The sequence below is a fragment of the Kribbella polygonati genome (genome assembly GCF_050320105.1).
In the GTDB taxonomy this organism is placed as follows: domain Bacteria; phylum Actinomycetota; class Actinomycetes; order Propionibacteriales; family Kribbellaceae; genus Kribbella.
The window spans coordinates 2159749-2179133 of the sequence record NZ_CP190129.1; the positions used below are offsets into that span (position 1 = coordinate 2159749).

Here is a 19385-nt window from a genome sequence, read left to right on the forward strand (position 1 = left end):
TCAGCCCCTCAGATAGGTCAGTACCGCGGAGACGCGCCGGTCGAGCCCGTCGTCCAGCTGCAGCTTCGCGAAGATGTTGCCGACGTGCTTGCGCACCGCTGCCTCGCTGACGACGAGCTGTTCCGCGATCGACGCGTTCACCCGCCCCTCGGCCATCAACGCGAGCACCTCCAGCTCCCGCGGGGTGAGCGCCGCCAGCGGCCCGTCGTTCCGCCGCCGGGCGAGCAGCTGCCGCACCACCTCCGGATCCACCACGGTACCTCCGTCGGCGACCCGGTCCAGCGACTCCAGGAACTCCGCGACATGCCCGACCCGGTCCTTCAGCAGGTACCCGATCCCGCCGCTCGTTGTCTCCAGCAACGACGACAGGTACGCATCGGCGACGTACTGCGACAGCACCAGGATCCCGATCGCGGGCTGCTCGGCCCGGATCGCGGCGGCCGCGCGCAGGCCCTCGTCGCTGTGCCCGGGCGGCATCCGTACGTCGGTGATGACCACGTCCGGCGGATCCTTCCGGACCACCGCGAGCAGCGTGTCCGCGTCGCCGACGGTGTCCCGGACGTCGTGCCCGGCGCGATCGAGGATGCTCGCCAGCCCCTCCCGCAACAGCAGCGAATCCTCCGCCAGCACGATCGTCAGTCGCCGAGTCGGCACGGGCACTCCATCCTCAGTCGGGTCGGCCCACCGGGTGGGCTGTCGACGTCGAGTGTGCCGCCCAGCGCGTCCAGCCTGGTCACCAGGCCCGTCAACCCGGTCCCGGCGCCGAGTTGCGCGCCGCCCACCCCGTCGTCCTGGACCGTGATCACCAGTCGCCCCCGGTCCACCCAGCCGGACACCTCGCAGGTGGTCGCCTGGGCGTGCTTGGCGACGTTCGCGAGCGCCTCGCTGATCACGAAGTACGCCGCGGCCTCAATCGGGGCGGGCAGCCGGTCCGGGAGCGTGATGTTCAGCGTCACCGGCAGCGGCATCCGGTCGGCCACCTCCCGCGCGGCCGCCTGCAGACCGTGATCGACCAGCACCCGCGGATGGATCCCCCGGACCGCGGCGCGCAGATCCGCCAGGGCGGCCTCCGCCTCGGCGTGCGCCTTCACCACCAGCCGGCGGCCCTCCCCCTCGGGCAGGTCCAGCTCGGCCAGCCCGAGCGTCATCGTCAGCCCGACCAGCCGCTGCTGTACGCCGTCGTGCAGGTGCCGCTCGATCCGCGCGCGCTCGGTCTCGAACGCGTCCACCAGGTCCAGCCGGGACCGCCGCAGCTCGGCCAGGTTCCGCTGCAGCTCCTCCTGCCGCGGCCCGAGCATCGCCCGCGCCAGCGACGCCTCCGCCCCGGCGAGCACACCCAGCAGGTACGAGCTGACCGTGTAGAACACCGGTCCGAACAGGACCGCGAACAGGAGCCCTTCCCAGAACGTGTCGAGCTTCCACGACCACATCACCACGTCCTCGCCGTCGCCCGCGAGGAACGGGGTCGCGATGGTGATCCCGAGGACGATCGCGGAGAGTCCGCCGATCACCGCGCTCAACGGCCAGACGAACACGCCGAGGACGAACCCGTACCCGAGCGCCCGCATCGACGCCTGCTCCCGGCGCCGGTACGTCAGCCGCGCCTTCAGCGACACCCCCACCGGCAGTACGGCGTGCGGGCTCGGGATCCCGTCGACGAGCATCAGCGCGGCCCGGCGGCGTTCGACGTACCCGATGGCCGCCCCGAGCAGCGGGAACGCGGCCAGCATCAGTATCCCGACCAGGATCGGGCTCAGCAGCGCGCTCAGCCCGGCGATGCCGACCAGGACGCCGATCGACAGCACACCCATCGGTACGGACGTCAACAGGTACGCGTACGAGCGCCACGGCCACGACGAGATCAGGTAGCGCGGCGACGCGAGCGCTCCCCACACCGTCTTCTGCACGCACCAACCCTAGGTGGACGGTGGCCGGCACCGCGGTAGCGCATGCGCTACTCCAGGTCTCGCCCGCAGGCCAGCGTGCTCGGTGCCGTACGGCGGTTGGCTTGGCAGCATGACCGCTACCGCGCCGACGTACCCCACCGTCGCCCCGATCGCGCCGCCCGCCCTGCTGCTGGACGGCATCACCAAGACGTACCGTTCGAAGGCCGGCGCGGTCGACGCGCTGCGAGGTGTCACGTACCACTTCGCGCGCGGCTCGTTCACCGCCGTGATGGGGCCGTCCGGATCCGGGAAGTCGACGCTGTTGCAGTGCGCGGCCGGGCTCGACCAGCCGACGACCGGGAACGTCGTGCTGAACGGTGTGCCGTTGCGCGGGCTCAACGAAGTACAGCTGACCAAGCTGCGGCGGTCCGAGATGGGATTCGTGTTCCAGGCGTACAACCTGCTGCCGTCGTTGAGCGTGTACGACAACGTCGCGCTCCCCCTGCGGCTCACCGGCCGCCGCCCGGCGCGCAACGACGTACTGCGGGTCCTCGACCAGGTCGGGCTGGACGGGAGGGCCAAGCGGCGGCCGGCCGAGCTGTCCGGCGGGCAGCAGCAGCGGGTCGCGATCGCGCGGGCGCTGATCACCCAGCCGTCGGTGTTCTTCGCCGACGAACCGACCGGGGCGCTGGACAGCGGCACGAGCCGGCAGATCCTCGGGCTGTTGCGCGAGGCAACCGATCGGGCCGGGCAGACCGTGGTGATGGTCACCCACGACCCGGTCGCGGCGGCGTACGCCGAACGGGTGCTGTTCCTGAACGACGGTCTCCTCGCCGGTCAGCTCGACCGCGCGACGCCGGCCCGGATCGCGGCGGCGATGAGCGAGCTGGAGCGCTGATGTTCCAGCTCAGCCGGCAGACCGTCGGGCGGCAGCGGTCCTTGTACGCCGGATCGTTCGTCGCGCTCGCGGTCGGCGTGTTCATGCTCGGGCTGGCCGCGACGACGACGGCCGCCACCATCGCCTACCACCTGCCGGCGTCCTCGACGATCGGCGTGACGACGCTGGGCGGGCCGGACACGCCGCCACAGCACGTCCGGATCGCGCTCGCGAACGCGGACGTGTCCGGGTTGCAGACCGTGCTGAGCATGGTCGGGGCGATCTGCGGGTTCATCACGGTGTTCGTGATCGCCAGTACGTTCGCCTTCGCGGTGGCGTCGCGGCGCCGCGAGCTCGGGCTGCTGCGGCTGATCGGGGCGACGCCGCGGCAGCTCCGGCGGATGATCATCGGCGAGGCGCTGGTGGTGGCCTTCGCCGCGTCGGTGACCGGCGCGATCGGTGCGCAGCTCGCGACACCTTTGCTGCTGCGCAGGGCGTCGTACACCGAGCTGGCGCCGGTGCAGCTCGAGCCGGCGTCGCCTTGGGTACCGCTGGCGATCGCGGTCGGCGCCGGGATGCTGGTGGCGCTGCTCGGCGCGCGCTCGGCCGCTCGGCGGGCCGGGAAGGTGGCGCCGATCGACGCGCTGCGGGAGGCCTCGCTGGAGCCGCCGCGGATCGGGCCGGTACGGATCGGGTTCGGGCTGCTGTTCCTCGCCGGGGCGATCGTGATGCTGTCGCTGATCCGGCCGTCGTCCGGCGACGGCGCCGTACCGCTGGCGATGTTCACGCCGATGGTGATCGTGATCGCGCTGACCCTGCTCGCGCCACTCGTCGTACCGGTCGTCGGGCGGGTGTGGGCGGCACCGCTGGTCGCCTGGACCCACGTGTCGGGGCGACTGGCCCGGAGCAACGTGGTCGCGGCCCCACGCCGCAGCGCTTCACTCGCCGCGCCGATCCTGGCGATCTCCGCCATCGCCGGGTCGATGGTGCTCAGCCTGAGCTTCGCGGCGGACAGTTCCGCGGCGGCGATCCGGGACGCGGTCCGTGCGCCGGTTGTCGTCACCGGGTCCGCGCCTGTCACGGACGCCGGGGTCAAGGCGGCGGATGCCGCGCTACCGACCGAGCTGGTGCGGATCGCGGCGGAGTACGCGCAGCTGGAAGGCGTCGAGGGGATCGACCCGGCGGTGGCCGCGCAGACCCGGGATCTCGGCGTACTCGACGGGGACCTTCGCCGGCTGACCGGCCTGACGGTTGCCGTCAGCAAGGAGATGGCCGGGTTCGAGCACTATCGGGTCGGCGACGAGATCCCGGTCGTCTTCCTCGACCGGACGCCGGCCAGGCTGCGGGTGGTCGCGATCGTGAAGGACGCGTTCGGCGTCAACCCGTCGTTCATGATCCCGCTGGACGTCGCGCGCAAGCATTCGCCCGACGCGCAGGTCGAGCGCACGTTCGTCCTCCCCGCGGACGGTGTCGCCCCAGGCGAGCTGGTACGGCGCATCCCGAACGCGGAACTGGCGTCCGACTGGGAGGCCGCCCAGTCGGACGGGCTGCGCAAGGGCAACCAGTTCGGCCTGGTGATGCTGCTCGGGCCGGCGGCGCTCTACAGCGCGATCGCGATCGCCAACACGCTGCTGATGAGCGGCCTGCAACGCCGGAACGAGTTCGTCACGTCCCGCCTGCTGGGTGCCACGGACCGGCAGCTCCAGCGGATGGTCCTGTGGGAGTCCTCGTTGGTCGGCGCGGTGGCCCTGACACTCGGCGGCGCCACCACGCTCACGGTCGGCATCCTGATCCGCCGCGCGATGACGTCCGGCCTCACCGACGTACCCCTGACGATCCCGTGGAACATCCTCCTCGCCATCGCCGCTCTCTGCCTGACCTTGGCCGTAGGTGCCGCCTTGGCCCCGGCCGCCTACCTCCTGCGCTCGGTGGGTCAGTCAGTACCTTCGACGATGCGGAACTCGCGCTCGACGCCGTCGGAGAGAGCGGCCAGCGCCTCCTGATAGGCCGCACTGTCGCGCGCAGCGACGGCCTGCTCGAAGCTGTCGAACTCGACCAGGACAGTGCGTTCGGCGATGCCGGCGTCGTACGCGGCGACCCGACCGCCACGGACGAGAGTCCGCCCGCCCGCGGCCCGGACGGCGGGACCTGCGAGCTTGTTGTACGCCTCCAGCTTCTCAGGGTCCGAAATGGTGCGGTAGACGCTGACCCAGTAGCCCTTGGGCATGGAACCTCCAGTGTGGGAATGACTTAACGGTGGTCTCTGACGGGCGCCTGCGGGCAAGAGCGAGGCTGATCAGCGTCGTGATCGCCATGGCGCCGATGCCGACCAGCGCCGCGGTGGTGTACGCGCTGTCGTCGGGGAAGAGCCGGCCGGGGCGGGTGCCCGCGGCGAGGATCAGGCCACCGACAGCGCTGCCCAGGGAGTACCCGACGCTGCGAACGACGTAGTTGAAGCTCATCGCGCTCGACGTCTCGCTCTTGTGGGTCACGGCCAGGATGACGCCGGGCATCGCGGCCGAGAAGCCGCCGACGCCGAAGCCGAGCACGCCCATCGCGACGAACACCTCGGCCAGGTTCGACCGGGCGGCCGCGAACAGGGCGAACCCACCGCCGACCACGACGGCGCTGCCGGCCAGCAGCAGGGGGTCGGCGATCCGCGTCCGGACCCGCGGTGTGAGCTTGCCGGCGACGAACCCCAGCACCGAGAACGGGATCAGGACCAGCCCGGCGACGAAGGTCGTCAGCCCGAAGCCGTAGCCGGCACCGTGCGGCGTCTGCGCGTACCGGGTGATGAGCGTGAGCAGGAGGTACATGCCGATCCCGGCGACGAACATGGCGAGGTTCGCCCCCGCGACCGCCGGGTGCCGCACCGCCCGCACATCGACGAGGGGCGTCGTGCTGCGCAACTCGATGACGACCCAGACGCAGAGCAGCACCACCGCGAGGACGGCGAGGCCGGCCGCGACGGCGAGGTGCCGGCTCCACAGATTCCGTTCGCCGGCGAGGAACAGCAGCAGGACCAGCGCGGCGGCCAGCGCGACCGCGCCTGGCACATCCACATGGGCCGAGCGGCCTTGGGGCGATGCGGGCATGGAGCGCCAAGCGGTCAGGAGGGCGGCGGCGGTGACGACGAGGCCGAGGCCGTAGGCGGCCCGTACCCCACCGAACTCGGCGAGCAATGCGGCCAGCGGGTAGCCGACGCCGGCCCCGATGATCGAGACCACCGAGATCAGCGCGATCACGGCCGCGCTGCGCTGCTCGGGGAGATGGTCCCGGGCCACGCCCATCATCAGCGCCGTCAGCCCGAGCCCGACGCCCTGGGCCGCCCGGCCGGCCAGCAGCCACGCGAACGGCAGCGGCAGCACGGTGAGCGCACTTCCGACGACGACGATCGCCAGCGTGGCGAGGATCGTGGCGCGCCGATGCGGGCCGGCCCCGAGCCGGCCGAGGACCGGCGTGGCGACGGCACCGCTGAGCAGCGCCACGGTCAGCGTCCACTGCGCGCTGCCGAGCGAGACGCGGAACGAGGTCGCCACGCTGGTGATGAGCGGCGTCCCGAGGCTGGCGACCGCCGCCACGACCAGAGCGATGAACATCAGGGCGGGCACCAGCAAGCGCGCGACCGGCGCCGCCTCCACCTCGCCGGCCGGCTGCTCGGTCACTGCTTCGGCCTTTCGCGCTCCTGGCTTTCGAGCTCTGCCAGATGATCCAGCGCCGGCAGGGCCGCCAGCAGCGCCTCGACCTCGTCTCCGGTGAGCTCCCCGATCAACCGCTCGAACGCTTGAACCCCCGCCTGGCGCCGCGTCCGGACGTACGAGGCGCCGGTCTCGGTCAGGCACACCAGCGTGATCCGCTTGTCGGACGCGTCGCCGCGCCGCTCGACCAGGCCGGAGTCCTCCATCACCCGGACCAGCGCGGTCATCGCGGGCTGGGTGACACCCTCGACCGCGGCCAGGTCGGTGATCCGCCGCGGACCGGTCCGGTCCAGAGTGGCCAAAGTGGCGGCGGACGTCAGGCTCATGTCCCGCGGCAGGCGTCTCGTGGCCCTGGTGGCCAGGCCGTACAGGGCCGCCCCGATGGCGGCGGCCGCGCCAGGAGTGATCATGTCCGAAACATAACAGATTTATATTCACAGTTTATGGAGACGATCTTGTCCGGGGCGCGGGGTAGTGTCCGCTCTGGCCCCGGCTGTGTCGTGGGCCGGGAAATGGTGGTTCACCAGCGAGAATAGGTACGGCGCCAACCCCGTCGCGGCGCCCGTACCACCTGATCGAGGAGTTCGTAGACCCGTATGGCACGCCGTACCAGCACCGCCGAACCCGAGGACTTCGAGGAGCACATCCTCGATGTCGACGTCTCCGACGAGATGCGCACCAGCTACCTGGAGTACGCCTACTCGGTGATCTACTCCCGGGCGCTGCCGGACGCCCGGGACGGACTGAAACCGGTCCAGCGACGGATCCTGTTCTCGATGGCGGAGAACAACATCCGCCCGGACCGCGCGCACGTGAAGTGCGCCCGGGTCGTCGGTGAGGTGATGGGTAAGTACCACCCGCACGGCGACGGGGCGATCTACGATGCCCTGGTCCGAACCGGCCAGACCTGGTCGATGCGCGTCCCGCTGATCGACCCCCACGGCAACTTCGGCTCGCTCGACGACGGCCCGGCCGCGATGCGGTACTGCGTCACCGGTGACACCCGAGTGCGACTCGCCGACGGCAGCTCCCCCAGGATCGCCGACCTGATGAACCTGCCGGAGAACTCCGAGGCCTCCGTGGACCTCACGGTTCTCGACAAGGACGGCAAGCCCGTCCGGGCAAGCAAGATCTTCAATTCCGGCGTCCATCCGGTGAAGAAGCTGGTCACGAAGAGCGGCCATGCACTCCGTGGCAGTCACAACCACCCCGTCTTGTGCCTTGTGCCGGTCGCCGGTGTACCCATCTTCCAATGGCTGCGTCTCGACGAGGTCAAACCCGGGACCGTGGTCTGCCTCGCGCGCAACGCGTGGACGACGGACGTCCCGATGGCCCACGAAATGACGCTCGGCACGCTGTTCGGCGCCTGGGTGTCAGAGGGATTCGCCTCGGCGGACCGGGCCGGTTTCAACAACACGGACGCGGAGTACTTCGAGTACATCCTCGCGGCGTACGACGCCGTCGTCGGTGGTCCGCGCTACGTGTACTCGCGGAAGACCGCTCGGTCGGAGCGCACGATCCACGAGCTCGACATCCAGAACCTGAGCGCGTTCCGGGAGAGCCCGCTCGCGGCCATGATCGGCTTCAAAGCCGCCGACAAGCACATCCCCGAGGCGGTGTGGAACGGCACCGTCGGGCTGAAGCGCGCGTTCCTGATGGCGCTCTATGAAGGCGACGGCGGAATTCGCCGTGCCGGCGACGCGTCGATGACGATCCAGTACTCGACGTACAGCCAGACTCTGGCATCGGGACTCCAGGAACTACTGCTCGAGTTCGGTGTGCACAGTAATCTCACCCACTACTCGCGCGGTGAGTACCGCCTGGTGATCTCAGGGCAGCACAACATCCACGCGTTCAACGAGCGGATCGGCTTCCTCGCGGCGAAGCGGCACAAGCTGCGCGCGTTGCTTGCGCGCGCTCCTCGCTACACCCACCGCCTGACCCGCGACTACGCGCCGTACGTCGCGGACTACGTGCGCGATGCGCTCGAACCGGTCCGCGGGACGGGCCGAAGCTGGCTGCTCGACCACAACTTCGATCGGTTCGAGCGCTGGCAGGCCGATCGGAGCCTGCTCGTCGCGAAGTTCAAGGACCCCGAGGTTCTCTCGGTCGTCGCACCGATCATGGACTCCGGTTACCGCTTCGTCGAAGTGACCGAGGTCGAGGACTGCGCGCCGGAGGTCGTCTACTCGATCCGGGTGGACAGCGACGACCACTCGTTCCTCGCCGGTGGATTCGTCAACCACAACACCGAGTGCCGGATGGCGCCGCCGGCGGTTGCGATGACCGACGGGCTGAACGAGAACGTCGTCGACTTCAAGGCCAACTACGACGGCCAGGAGGAGGAGCCCGCCGTACTGCCGGCCGCGTTCCCGAACCTGCTGGTCAACGGCGCTGCCGGGATCGCGGTCGGGATGGCCACGAACATGGCGCCGCACAACCTGGTCGAGGTGATCCAGGCGCTGCGGCACCTGGTCAAGAAGCCCGACGCCGACCTCGACGACCTGATGCGGTTCGTCCCGGGCCCGGACCTGCCGACCGGCGGCAAGATCGTCGGCCTGGACGGCATCAAGGACGCGTACGCGACCGGCCGCGGCAGCTTCAAGATGCGCGCCACCGCCCGGATCGAGAACGTCACGCCGCGCCGCAAGGGCATCGTGGTCACCGAGCTGCCGTACTCGGTCGGCCCGGAGAAGGTGATCGAGAAGATCAAGACCCTGGTGCAGAGCAAGAAGCTCCAGGGCATCGCGGACGTCAAGGACCTCACCGACCGCACGCATGGCACCCAGCTGGTCATCGAGGTCAAGAACGGGTTCGTCCCGGAGGCCGTGCTCGAGCAGCTGTACAAGCTCACCCCGCTCGAGGACGCGTTCCACGTCAACAACGTCTGCCTGGTCGAGGGCCAGCCGCGGACGCTCGGTCTCAAGCAGCTCCTCGAGGTGTACCTCGACCACCGGTACGACGTGGTTCGCCGGCGCAGCGAGTTCCGCCGGAAGAAGGCGCAGGACCGGCTGCACATCGTCGACGGCCTGCTGATCGCGATCCTCGACATCGACGAGGTCATCCAGGTGATCCGGAGCAGCGACGACTCGGCCGCGGCCCGGTCCCGGCTGATCGAGATCTACGACCTGTCCGAGGTGCAGGCGAACTACATCCTGGACATGCCGCTGCGCCGGCTGACGAAGTTCTCGAAGCTCGAGCTGGAGAGCGAGAAGGGCGAGCTGGAGCGCGAGATCGAGGCGCTGACCGCGATCATCGAGGACCAGGCCCTGCTCCGTAAGACGGTCTCCGACGAGCTGGCCGAGGTCGCGAAGACCTACGGCACGCCGCGCCGCACGGTGCTGCTGGAGTCGTCCGGTGCGACCAAGACCGCCGCCGTGCCGCTCGAGGTCAGCGACGACCCGTGCTGGATCCTGATGAGCTCGACCGGGCTGCTGGCGCGGATCGACGGCGTCGAGCCGTTCGGCCCGACCGAGTCGCGGGCCAAGCACGACGCGATCGTGTCGGTGATCAAGAGCACCGCCCGCGGGCAGTACGGGCTGATCACGAGCCTGGGCCGGCTGATCCGGCTCGAGTCGCTCGACCTGCCCGCCGTACCGACCACCGCGAACGCGCCGAACCTGCAGGGTGGCGCGCCGGTCGCCGAGTTCGTCTCGCTGGACCCGGGTGAGAAGGCGCTCGCGCTGACCACGATGGACCCGGAGTCGGTCGGTGTCGCGCTCGGTACGTCGGGCGGCGTGGTGAAGCGCGTCGTACCGGATCACCTGAGCAACCGGGACGCGTGGGAGATCGTCAGCCTGAAGGACGGCGACGAGGTGATCGGCGCGGTCGAGCTGGCCACCGGTGACGAGGAGCTGTGCTTCATCACGTCCGACGCGCAGCTCCTGCACTTCCCGGCGTCCGCCGTACGGCCGCAGGGCCGGACCGCCGGTGGTATGGCCGGCGTCCGGCTGGCCGCGAAGGCGAAGGTGGTCTTCTTCGGCGCCGTGGACACCGCCCGGGAAGCTCAGGTCGTCACGATCGCGGGCTCGTCGTCGGCCCTGCCCGGTACGGAGGTCGGCGCGGTGAAGGTCACGCCGTTCAGCGAGTACCCGGGCAAGGGCCGCGGCACCGGCGGCGTCCGCTGCCAGCGGCTCCTCAAGGGCGAGGACGGGCTGCTGCTCGGGTACGTCGGGGTCGCGCCGGTGAAGGCCAGCGCGAACAGCGGCGCACCGGTCGAGCTGCCGCCTGTCGACCCGCGGCGCGACGGTTCGGGCATCCCGGTGGCGCAGCCGATCGCTGCGTGCGCTTCCGATCTGGCAGGCTGACGTCCGTGAAGAGAGTGCTCGCGCTGTGCGCCGTCGTCGCCCTCGCACTGACGGGCTGCAGCGGGAAGAAGGACACCGGCAGCGGCAGTGGTGGCGGTGACGACGCGGTCGCGCTGCTGACCGGTGCGAAGAAGCAGATCGACGACGCGGCCAGCGTGCACATCGTGCTGACCGGGCGCGACCTGCCGGCCGACGCGCAGGCGCTGGTCAGTGGCGACGGTGTGGCCACCCACGCGCCGGCGTTCAAGGGCAAGCTGACCGTCAAGACCAACGGCACGAGCCTCGACGCCGAGGTCGTCGCGATCGGCAGCAAGGTCTACGCGAAGGTGTCGTTCGCGCCGACCTTCATCGAGCTGTCGCCGAGCCAGCTGGCCGGTCTGGGCGCGCCCGACCCGGCCGTCCTGCTCGACCCGGCGAAGGGCCTGACCTCGGTCCTGCCGACGCTGAAGGACCCGAAGGTGAAGGGCCAGACGCGGAACGGCTCGAAGGTGCTGACCGAGGTCACCGGATCCGTCCAGGGCAAGTCGCTGCAAGGCATCTTCCCGAAGGCGCCCGCGGACCAGGACTTCCCGAGCTCGTTCAAGATCGACAAGTCCTCGCAGCAGCTGGTTTCGGCGACCATCGCCGGGCCGTTCTACGCCGGCGCGACCAGCAGCTACGACGTGACCTTGGACAAGTACGGCGAGAAGGTCGAGATCACCAAGCCGTGACGCAGGCCCGCACCCAGCTGACGCTGGCGTCCGTCGCCGTCGCGTTCGCCGCGGCGGACACGTACGTCGTCGTCCTCGCGCTGCCCGACATGATGTCCGGGGTCGGGCTGTCCGCCGATCAGCTGCAGCGGGCGGCGCCGATCATCTCGGGGTTCCTGCTCGGCTACATCGCCGTCCTGCCGTTGATCGGGCGGATCGCGGATGTCGTCGGGCGTACGCCGGTCCTCGTCGGGGCGCTGCTGCTGTTCGCGGTCGGGTCGTTGGTGACGGCCGGTGCGTACGACCTGCCGCTGGTGGTGACCGGTCGGTTTCTTCAAGGCGTCGGTGGTGGTGGGCTCGTGCCGGCCACGTTGGCGCTGGTCGCGGATCTGTGGCCGGCCGAGCGGCGCGGGCTGCCGTTGGGCGTGGTGGGCGCCGTACAGGAGCTGGGGTCCGTTCTCGGTCCGCTGCTAGGTGCCGCCGTACTCGCGGTGGCTGACTGGCGGTACATCTTCTGGCTGAACCTCGCCGTCGCGGTCGTGCTCGCGCTACTGCTCCGCGGGTGGCGGTGGCCTCCCCCGTCGACTGTCGTCGGGGTGCTCGCAAGTGTCGCGCTCGGGCTCACCTTGACGGCACCGCAGGCGCTTGCGTCGGGGGTGACGCTCGGGCTGCCGTTCGTGCCGTTCACCGGTACGTCGCGGTTGCTGACGCCGATCGGTGTCGTCACCTTGTTGCTGGCGTTGGTATGGCTGGCATTGGTGCTGCGGCGCGCTCACTGGAATGTCCTGTCTCAGGTCGACCTCGTCGGAGCCCTGCTGCTGGCGGTGGCGCTGGCAGGAGTCGTGCTCGCGTTCGCGACAGCCGATCCCGAGAAGCAGTTGATGTCGCCGGCCGGGCCGTGGTTGCTGGTCGCGGCCGCGGTCTTCGCGGTGGGGTTCGCGTTCTGGCAGCGGCGTACGTCGGCGGCGATCGTCCCGCGCGGCCTGCTCGGGGCGCGGGCCGCGTGGGGTTCGCTGGTGGTCAGTTTCCTGATCGGTTGTGCGTTGATCGCGGCGCTCGTCGACGTACCGGTGTTTGCGCGTACGACGCAGGGCAGGGGTCAGTTGGCGGCGGCGCTGGTGCTGCTACGGTTCCTGATCGCGCTGCCGATCGGTGCGGTCGTCGGCGGGTGGCTGACCCGGCGGTACGGGCTCGGGCTCATCACCGGCGCCGGGCTGGGCGTGTCGGGGGCGATGTTCACGGTGATGGCGTTCTGGAGCCGTACGGCGCTCGACCACTGGCCCGCGACCGTCGTACTGCTGGTCTGCGGGTTCGGTTTCGGGCTCGCGTTGTCGCCGGTGAACACCGCGATGCTCGGCGCTACGCCGGGAGACAGTCACGGGCTGGTGAGCGCGCTCGTCGTCGTCGCGCGGATGGTCGGGATGCTGGTCGGCGTCTCCGCGCTCACCGCGATCGGCCTGCGCCGGTACTACTCGATTGCCGACGGCATCAAATCCCCCAACGAGCTGTGCCCGTCGGCACCGGCCAACTGCCGGCCGTACGTCGACGCGCTCCTGGACGCCGCCGTTTCACAAGTTCACGCGATCTTCGCCGGGGCCGCGGTCTGCGCGTTCCTGGCCGCGATCGTCGGCGTTTTGGTACTCGGGCGCCGTGGTGTGCGCGAGTCGCGTACCGTGTGATGCTGTGAGCCCCGCACCAGCCTCCGGCCTGTGCTCGACGTTCTGTCGGGTGCTGCGGGAGCCATTGGCCGGTACGGCGGTCGTCGCGGTCGGCTGGGTCGTCGTCGAGCAGCCCGGCCCGTGGGGTGCGAAGGCGCCGACGCAGAGTCACCTGGACCCGGCGTTCGGCGGATCGTTCGACGACCGGTGCAAGAAGGTCGACGTACGGTTCGGGCTGATCCGCGCCCCCGGCCGGCACGCCGACGCCGTCGAGCGGTCGCACCAGGTCTTCGTCGCGTCCACCAGGCCCGGCCGTACGTGGCTGCTCGGCGGCCGGGTCGCGGATCCCGCCGACCTGGACGCGCTCGACCTCCAGGCGGTCGCCCGCGGTGACCGTACGGCGGTCGCCGCGTCGCTGCCCGGACTGACGACCGTCGACGATCCGATCGTGCTCGTGTGTACGAACGGCAAACGCGACGAGTGCTGCGCCCTGCTCGGCCGGCCGCTCGTGTCCGGGCTCGCCGAGCGGGTACCGGGCCGCGTGTGGGAGGCCAACCATCTCGGCGGTCACCGGTTCGCGCCGACTGCGACATACCTCCCGGCCGGGACCATGCACGGGCAGCTCACCGTCGACGCCGCGGTGGAAATCCTCGACGCCGCCGGCCGCGGTGAGACAGTCCTGACCGGTCTGCGCGGCCGGTCGACCTGGACCAAACGCGGCCAGGTGGCCGAAGTCGCCGTCCGTGAGCTCATCGGAGAGTTCGCGCTCGATGCGTTGCACGTGGTCGGCGAAGCTGCCGACACCGTGACTGTCCAGCATGCCGACGGGCGGTCGTGGCTCGTGCCGGTCACCAGTGCACCGGCCGATCCTCCTCGCCCGGACTCCTGCGGAAAGGAACCGTTCGCCATGTCGATCCTGCAAGCCGGTACCCCAGTCCCCGGAGCCGTCCGATGAGCGGCGGCTTCGACGACCTGCTCGCGGCCAACGCGGAGTACGCCGCCGACTTCCACTACAGCGGGTTCGACGGCATCGCCCACGCCGGCATCGGCCTGGTCACCTGCATGGACTCCCGGATCCCGCCGCTGGAGATGCTCGGCCTGAAGGCCGGCGACGCCAAGGTGCTGCGCTCCGCCGGCGGCCGCGTCACCGAGATGACGATGACCGGCCTGGTCCTCGGCGTCCAGCTCCTCGGCGTCCGCCGGATCATGATCGTCCCGCACACCCGCTGCGCGATGGCCGCGATGTCCGAGGACGCCCTCCGCGCCAAGGTCGAACAGGCCGCCGGCAAACCCGCCGGCTACCTCCCCATCTCCGTCATCCCCGACCAGCAGGAAGCCCTCCACCGCGACGTGGCCGCCGTCCGCGAACACCCCCTGATCGGCGAAGACATCCTCGTCGGCGGCTTCATGTACGACGTCGACACCGGCAAACTCACCCAGATCGACTGATCGCGTTCACAAGACCCGAGGCGCCGCACCACGTCGTCATAATCAGCTCGAAGCTCGACGCCGACAACCTCGACGGATAAGCCTCGATGAACAATCGGATGGGAGAACTTGGGCGCACTCGACGTCGCCGAGGTCGATCGCACATACGGTTTCAGCCCTTCGGAGTAGCGCAGAGTCGGGCTAGAGGTGCGCGGGTGGCCCGGCGGATCTGAGGCGGGGTACAGCGCGGCTTACTCGCGGGCTTCGAGGTTCATGCCGTTGGCCAGCCTAAGGTCGAATGGTTTGGTTACCCCGCGGACCAAATCACGCCTGCCAATGGCTGGCAATGTTTCTGCAGCTTGTTGCAGATTTTGTAATATCGCATTGCCGATCCTCGATGGACGCCGTGAGGAGCGACCTCAGCAACGGCGAAGGGCGACCCATGGATCGACTGCGAACGACGATCGCCATCACCGCGATGGCGATCTGTACGACGCTACTGGCAACCGCACCGAACGAGCCCGCATCGGCCTACAAGCTTCTGAACTGCAAGTTCCCGACGAGCACCCTCAACTGGCAAGACTCGATGACCACGTCCGGATACTCCACTGTCGCTAGGAACAGCGTCGCCGCGTGGTACGCGACGAAGACGCCGCTGGTCCTGACGAGAGTCACGAGCGGCGCGAACTTCCGGCTGACGAACGGCAACTACGGCAATACCGATTTCGACGGTATTACCTACCGAACCTGCAACTCAGACGGCTACAACGTCAAGGCACCGATCTCGTGGCTGAACACCTACCACACCGACGCCTATTCAGTGGCGAAGCGCCAAGACGTGATGGTTCACGAAGTAGGGCACGCGCTGGGGCTCGACGAGTTCGGCGCGCGGAGCTGTACGAACGTTCCGATCATGCAGCCGGACACCCCGACGCGGTACGACGCGTGTCTGCTCACGACTCCGCGCAACGACGATGTCAACGGCATCCACGAAATGTACGGCTGAGCCCATGCCTGAACACAAATCCGAGAGACGAGAAGCCAAAGTGCGATACAAGGGAACACTCCTCGCCGCGGCGCTGGCCACCGGTGCGGTCCTTGTCCTGACAGCCGCAGGACTCAACAGTCCTGGTGACCACAAGACCGCCGCCGCACCCGCGAAAGGCCTCATCCGGGTCAGTTACGTGAAGAGCTACTCAAGTCTGACCGAGCTGCGGGCAGACAGCTCCGCGATCGTCGAGATCACCGCAGGCAAGCAGCATCCGGAAGACATTGCGGGGCTGCCGGTGACTGTGACGACCGCTGTCGTCAAGAAGGTTATTTGGGGAAAGATCTCCGCCGCTTCCGCCATTGAACTGCGGCAGGTCGGGACGTCGAGTGCCGTCGGCGAGAACACATCGAAGCTGCTCGTTCCAGGCACAGAATACCTGGTCTTCGTCGTACCGAGCACCGGTGCGATCGATGCCGCGCCCGACCGCCTCCTCATCACCGGCGACGCCGGTGTGTACGAGCTGCGGCAGGAGCAGTATCTGTATCGTGGCGGAAACGCAGATCCCGAACGAGGCAATTCGCTGCCGACGGCGCTTCAGGCTGACACAGCTGTGAGTGTCGTTACCTCGTAGTCGCACAGCGCGAACGCTGGATGCTTGGTCCGACAAGTATCTGGTGACACGGACTGTGGGACGACGCGCGGATAGAAGGCGGCCTGAATGGGAACCGACGAGGAGCAATTGCAACTCTCCCAGCGGGAGGCAGTTGCGTTCGAGCCGTTGGTTCAGCGGCTTGCACCAGTCATCCACGCCTACTTGGCCCGGCGGGCACCGCATGCTGCCGACGAGTTGCTGTCCGAGGTTTGGCTTGCTGCGTTCGGCAGCCGCCATACTTTCGACTCGCGCCGGGGGACTGCACGGGCATGGCTCTTCGGCATCGCACGGCATACGTTGCTTGCTCATTACCGTAGTGCGGCGAAACCGGTGGCTCCGCCCAGCTCGGAACTGGCAGACACGGACTGGGCGACCGTCGATGCGCGGTTGGACGCCGCCGCCGTGAGGCCGGCGTTGAGAGCAGCCCTCGCGGGCCTGCCGTCTGCAGAGCGCGAGGTGCTGCTCCTTGTCGTATGGGAGCAACTCGGCCCGAGCGAGGCCGCGGAGGTACTCGGCATTCCTGCCGGAACGGCACGGTCCCGGCTGCACCGGGCTCGGGATCGGATGCGCGAACGCCTAGCTGGAACTGCGCAAGTATTGAGTGAGCAGGGTTCAGATCACGAAGGAGAGCCGCCGTGGACGAGCAGCTGATGGAAGAGCTCGCCGGATGGGACGAACTGGTGGCGGCCGGCACAGTCGCGCCCGTGGATCCACGCGTGCTCGAGAAGGTGAGGAGCGAGGTCCGCCAGGTCGCTGAGCGCGCGGACGTCGAGGTGGTGCCCCGTCGTCGGCGCTGGGGGCTGGCCGCCGCAGCGGCCGCCACCGCAGCAGCTGTCGTAGGCGTGCTCGTGCTGCTGGGCCACGGTCCGGACGAACAACCTGCAGTAGGTCCGGCGCCCTCGACTCCGCACGTTCCCGCGGCGAGTTGTGTCGAGGGCTACTCGCTCACGAATCTCACGCACCGCAGCCTCGCGTTCGACGGCACGGTCGAGCGGGTGTCTGCGGTGGACGGACCCGCGGGGGCCAAGTTCGATCGTCATGAGGTGCTGTTCCTCGTCAACCGCTGGTACCGAGGTGGCACTGGGCGGCACGTCACTGTCATCACCACCGGCAACAGGCCCGCGGACAAGCCGTCGTTGCAGGTCGGCAGGAGACTCCTCGTGTCCGGCGAGACCCAATCGGCCGCACCGCCGTTGGCCTGGACCGGCTGCGGCTTCACGCGCCCCTACGACCAGGCGACGGCCGCTGACTGGGAGTCCGTCCTGAAGAGGTGAAGGAACTGCGGAGGTCGGGGGAAGTTGTACCGCTGGACGTGGGTGCCGTCGGCCTCATCGTGTTCGGGCACTGCGGGCTCGGGTTCGGCTCCGCGCTGCCGCATGTCGACCCCAGAAGGCACGGGCTTGGCACCCAGGCCGGGGTCGGGGCTCGACACCCGGTGGGCGGTCCTGCTGCTGATCACGACCTCGACGGTGCTCCTGGTCGCAGGGCTGCCGACCCGCAGAGGTCGGTGGAGCCGGGGCTCGCTGGCGGCTGCGATCGCCCAAGGCATCGGCGGTGCGGTGATCGCCTGCTGGATGCTCGGTGTCGCGCAGTTCAGCGCCTCCACGTACTTCACCGGCACCGACGACGCGTGCACCTACCCCAACTGCTGGCCGGTCGACCAGCAGAAGTGGTGCTTCGTCGTACCAGGGGTGCTCATCGGTGTGGTGATGTTCTTGACGGCGCTGCTCGTGAACAAGGTTCCGTGGATCGTCCGGACGCTCACACCGGCTGTCGTCTGGGTGGCGCGGCTGCTGGTGCAGTACTGGGTCTGGAAGGTCTATCTGCTGTCTGTGTTCGAAGGCCCGCCCGGATGACGGGCGTTGGGGTGGGAAATCTGATAGACAGCCCCTTATGAGACTCCGCCCCAGCTCATTTCATCGTTCGTTGGTTGCCGGCGCGTTGGCGTTGACGGCTGTGTTGTCCGGTGTGCCGGTTGCGCAGGCGGTGCCTGATGCGGCGGCGGTGTTCCGGGGTGGGCCGGTTACCGGGTGTCTGGATGGCTCGGTGGTGGGGTCCGTCGAGGAGCAGCGGCTCGGGCCGGTGCCGGCGGAGATTCTGCGGCGGTCGGGGTTCGATCGGCAGGTGGCGACGTTCGGGCAGTTGCTGTGCCGGGTACCGAACCGGCAGGCGGCCTCGGCGCTGGTGCGGACGCAGGGCGAGGCGTTGTGGCGGGCGGCGACGTACCGGGCTCAGCACACGCCCACTGGAGCCGGCGCGCTCCCGGCGACCGACGACCGGGGGCTGTACTGGGCGCGGATCTCGATGGCGCTCACCCTCCGCCAGTGGCAGCCCGGCTTCGGGATCGGTACGGCGGAACGCGCCGAGCTGATGCGGTCCTTCGAGTACGCCTCCCGCGGGATCACCAGCACCCGCTTCACCCCGGGCGTACGGAAGATCCTGGTCACCGGATTCGACCCGTTCACGCTGGACGCCGACATCCGGATCGGCAACCCGTCCGGGGCGAACGCGCTCACGCTCGACGGGCAGCGCTGGAAGGTCAACGGCACGACGTACGAGATCCAGACCGTGGTCTTCCCCGTGCGCTACGCCGACTTCGACCAGCACATGGTCGAGAACGCGCTCGCGCCGCACTACCGACCAGGTCCGCAGCACGCCGACCTGGTGATGACCGCGAGCCAGGGGCGGGCCGGGATCTTCGACCTCGAGGTGTTCAACGGCCGCCGGCGTTCGGTCAGCTCGATCGGCGACAACAACAACGTCTGGGGCGGCGGCACGATCAGCGCCCCGGTCGTCTCCCCCGGCATGCCGGCCGGGCCGGAGTGGATCACGTCCAGCCTGCCGCTGGCACGGATGGCGCAGGCCGACGTCGCACCGTTCCGGACGCGCGTGAACACGTCCGTCCTGGAGATCCCGACCGGCCAGACCACGCCCGTACGGCGACCTGACGGCCCGACGCCCAGATCGATCGCGTCCGAGGGCACGGGCGGCGGGTACCTGTCGAACGAAGTTGCCTACCGCAACACTCTGCAGCGCGACCTGCTGGACCCGTCGATGCCCGCCGGCCACCTGCACGTCCCGGTGCTGAGCTTCGATCTGGCGAACAAGACCGAGATCACGGACCCGACGTACGAGGCCAACCGGGACGCGATCGTCGCGGGTGCCCACGCGGTCCTCAAAGCCGCCCTGTGATCAGAAT

The 19385-nt window shown here is 69.4% G+C and carries 17 protein-coding genes and 3 pseudogenes; 15 read left to right on the forward strand and 5 right to left on the reverse strand.

Going from position 1 to position 19385, the window contains the following annotated elements; all coding sequences use genetic code 11:
- Together ACQHIV_RS10215 and ACQHIV_RS10220 are read right to left on the reverse strand one after the other, a co-directional pair.
- Complete coding sequence (locus ACQHIV_RS10215) at positions 1 to 654, reverse strand: response regulator (RefSeq protein ID WP_427893243.1); 654 nt, start codon at positions 652 to 654, stop codon at positions 1 to 3.
- Positions 636 to 1907 (reverse strand): sensor histidine kinase, encoded by a 1272-nt coding sequence (locus ACQHIV_RS10220; protein ID WP_427893244.1) that lies wholly within the window; start codon positions 1905 to 1907, stop codon positions 636 to 638. The genes ACQHIV_RS10215 and ACQHIV_RS10220 overlap by 19 nt, the downstream gene beginning before the upstream one ends.
- 109 nt (positions 1908 to 2016) lie before the next feature.
- Here ACQHIV_RS10220 and ACQHIV_RS10225 point away from each other — a divergent pair, with 109 nt between their 5' ends.
- Together ACQHIV_RS10225 and ACQHIV_RS10230 are read left to right on the forward strand one after the other, a co-directional pair.
- The gene (locus ACQHIV_RS10225; protein WP_427893245.1) at positions 2017 to 2784 is read left to right on the forward strand and encodes an ABC transporter ATP-binding protein; all 768 of its coding nucleotides are present in this window, start codon (positions 2017 to 2019) and stop codon (positions 2782 to 2784) included.
- On the forward strand, positions 2784 to 4766 hold the full coding sequence (locus tag ACQHIV_RS10230; protein WP_427893246.1) for an FtsX-like permease family protein: 1983 nt from the start codon (positions 2784 to 2786) through the stop codon (positions 4764 to 4766). The genes ACQHIV_RS10225 and ACQHIV_RS10230 overlap by 1 nt, the downstream gene beginning before the upstream one ends.
- Here ACQHIV_RS10230 and ACQHIV_RS10235 read toward each other — a convergent pair.
- The 3 genes from ACQHIV_RS10235 to ACQHIV_RS10245 are packed head-to-tail and all read right to left on the reverse strand — an operon-like array spanning position 4697 to position 6871.
- Positions 4697 to 4990, reverse strand: a complete 294-nt coding sequence (locus tag ACQHIV_RS10235) for a DUF1330 domain-containing protein (protein WP_427893247.1) — start codon at positions 4988 to 4990, stop codon at positions 4697 to 4699. The two genes, ACQHIV_RS10230 and ACQHIV_RS10235, sit on opposite strands and share 70 nt — an antisense overlap.
- Positions 4941 to 6428 (reverse strand): MFS transporter, encoded by a 1488-nt coding sequence (locus tag ACQHIV_RS10240; protein ID WP_427893248.1) that lies wholly within the window; start codon positions 6426 to 6428, stop codon positions 4941 to 4943. The genes ACQHIV_RS10235 and ACQHIV_RS10240 overlap by 50 nt, the downstream gene beginning before the upstream one ends.
- Positions 6425 to 6871, reverse strand: coding sequence for a MarR family winged helix-turn-helix transcriptional regulator (locus ACQHIV_RS10245; RefSeq protein WP_427893249.1), 447 nt, complete (start codon positions 6869 to 6871; stop codon positions 6425 to 6427). The genes ACQHIV_RS10240 and ACQHIV_RS10245 overlap by 4 nt, the downstream gene beginning before the upstream one ends.
- A 186-nt stretch (positions 6872 to 7057) precedes the next feature.
- Between ACQHIV_RS10245 and ACQHIV_RS10250 the strand changes: the two are divergent.
- The 13 genes and pseudogenes from ACQHIV_RS10250 to ACQHIV_RS10310 all read left to right on the forward strand — a co-directional run.
- Positions 7058 to 7666 (forward strand): annotated as a pseudogene (locus tag ACQHIV_RS10250) (DNA gyrase subunit A); the annotation flags it as partial.
- Between the two features lie 18 nt (positions 7667 to 7684).
- Positions 7685 to 8320: pseudogene (locus ACQHIV_RS10255) on the forward strand (LAGLIDADG family homing endonuclease); the annotation flags it as partial.
- A 366-nt stretch (positions 8321 to 8686) separates the two neighbouring features.
- Positions 8687 to 10768: pseudogene (locus tag ACQHIV_RS10260) on the forward strand (DNA gyrase/topoisomerase IV subunit A); the annotation flags it as partial.
- Positions 10769 to 10773: 5 nt separating this feature from the next.
- Positions 10774 to 11478: an LppX_LprAFG lipoprotein gene (locus ACQHIV_RS10265; protein ID WP_427893250.1), complete on the forward strand. Its 705-nt coding sequence runs from the start codon at positions 10774 to 10776 to the stop codon at positions 11476 to 11478.
- Positions 11475 to 13136 carry an MFS transporter gene (locus ACQHIV_RS10270; protein WP_427893251.1) on the forward strand — a complete coding sequence of 554 codons (1662 nt, stop codon included), beginning with the start codon at positions 11475 to 11477 and terminating at the stop codon, positions 13134 to 13136. Before ACQHIV_RS10265 ends, ACQHIV_RS10270 begins: the two co-directional genes overlap by 4 nt.
- Before the next feature lie 4 nt (positions 13137 to 13140).
- The gene (locus tag ACQHIV_RS10275) at positions 13141 to 14070 is read left to right on the forward strand and encodes a sucrase ferredoxin (protein WP_427893252.1); all 930 of its coding nucleotides are present in this window, start codon (positions 13141 to 13143) and stop codon (positions 14068 to 14070) included.
- Entirely contained in the window at positions 14067 to 14564 is a 498-nt protein-coding gene (locus ACQHIV_RS10280) for a beta-class carbonic anhydrase (protein WP_427893253.1), read from the forward strand. The genes ACQHIV_RS10275 and ACQHIV_RS10280 overlap by 4 nt, the downstream gene beginning before the upstream one ends.
- A 421-nt stretch (positions 14565 to 14985) precedes the next feature.
- Complete coding sequence (locus tag ACQHIV_RS10285) at positions 14986 to 15549, forward strand: matrixin family metalloprotease (protein WP_427893254.1); 564 nt, start codon at positions 14986 to 14988, stop codon at positions 15547 to 15549.
- A 4-nt stretch (positions 15550 to 15553) separates the two neighbouring features.
- Positions 15554 to 16165 (forward strand): hypothetical protein, encoded by a 612-nt coding sequence (locus ACQHIV_RS10290; RefSeq protein WP_427893255.1) that lies wholly within the window; start codon positions 15554 to 15556, stop codon positions 16163 to 16165.
- A gap of 87 nt (positions 16166 to 16252) precedes the next feature.
- Complete coding sequence (locus tag ACQHIV_RS10295) at positions 16253 to 16837, forward strand: RNA polymerase sigma factor (protein WP_427893256.1); 585 nt, start codon at positions 16253 to 16255, stop codon at positions 16835 to 16837.
- Positions 16822 to 17460 (forward strand): hypothetical protein, encoded by a 639-nt coding sequence (locus ACQHIV_RS10300; protein WP_427893257.1) that lies wholly within the window; start codon positions 16822 to 16824, stop codon positions 17458 to 17460. The genes ACQHIV_RS10295 and ACQHIV_RS10300 overlap by 16 nt, the downstream gene beginning before the upstream one ends.
- Before the next feature lie 126 nt (positions 17461 to 17586).
- A complete protein-coding gene (locus tag ACQHIV_RS10305) occupies positions 17587 to 18042 on the forward strand; it encodes a hypothetical protein (RefSeq protein ID WP_427893258.1) in 456 nt (151 codons plus the stop codon).
- A gap of 190 nt (positions 18043 to 18232) precedes the next feature.
- The gene (locus ACQHIV_RS10310; RefSeq protein ID WP_427893259.1) at positions 18233 to 19378 is read left to right on the forward strand and encodes a hypothetical protein; all 1146 of its coding nucleotides are present in this window, start codon (positions 18233 to 18235) and stop codon (positions 19376 to 19378) included.
- Positions 19379 to 19385: the final 7 nt, after the last annotated feature.